At 65.5% G+C, this 605-nt stretch carries 1 protein-coding gene; it reads left to right on the forward strand.

The window, feature by feature from the left end; genetic code table 11:
- On the forward strand, positions 1 to 605 hold a 605-nt coding region (locus tag ACK6BI_RS28020), incomplete at both ends, for an AMP-binding protein (protein WP_409319665.1).

Below are 605 nucleotides of genomic sequence, written 5' to 3' on the forward strand. Positions count from 1 at the left end.
CGCCTGGCCCATCACTTGCGCGGTTTGGGCGTTGGTCCTGATGCGCGGGTGGCGATCTGCGTCGAGCGCGGGCTGGAGATGGTGGTCGGCCTGCTGGCGATTCTGAAGGCCGGCGGCGGTTATGTGCCGCTGGATCCGGCGTATCCGCTGGAGCGGCTGGCCTACATGCTGGAGGACAGCGCGCCGTCGGCGGTGCTGGTGCAAGGCTCGACCCGCGCGTTGCTGGGTGAGGTGGCGGTGCCGGTGGTCGATCTGGATCACGACACCTGGCAATCGTTGTCGACCGAAAATCCGTCGGTCGACGGACTGACCCCGCAGCACACGGCCTACGTGATCTACACCTCCGGCTCGACCGGGCAGCCGAAAGGCGTGATCAACGAGCACAGCGGGGTGGTCAACCGCTTGCTGTGGATGCAGGACGCTTATCGCCTGACGGCTGAAGATACGGTGCTGCAAAAGACACCGTTCAGCTTCGACGTGTCGGTGTGGGAGTTCTTCTGGCCGCTGATGACCGGTGCGCGACTGGTCATGGCCCGTCCGGGCGGGCACAAGGATCCGCTGTACCTGAGCGACGTGATCGAGCGCGAACGCATCACCACGCTGCA

It is taken from the genome of Pseudomonas sp. KCJK9016, from assembly GCF_046231795.1.
In the GTDB taxonomy this organism is placed as follows: domain Bacteria; phylum Pseudomonadota; class Gammaproteobacteria; order Pseudomonadales; family Pseudomonadaceae; genus Aquipseudomonas; species Aquipseudomonas bananamidigenes.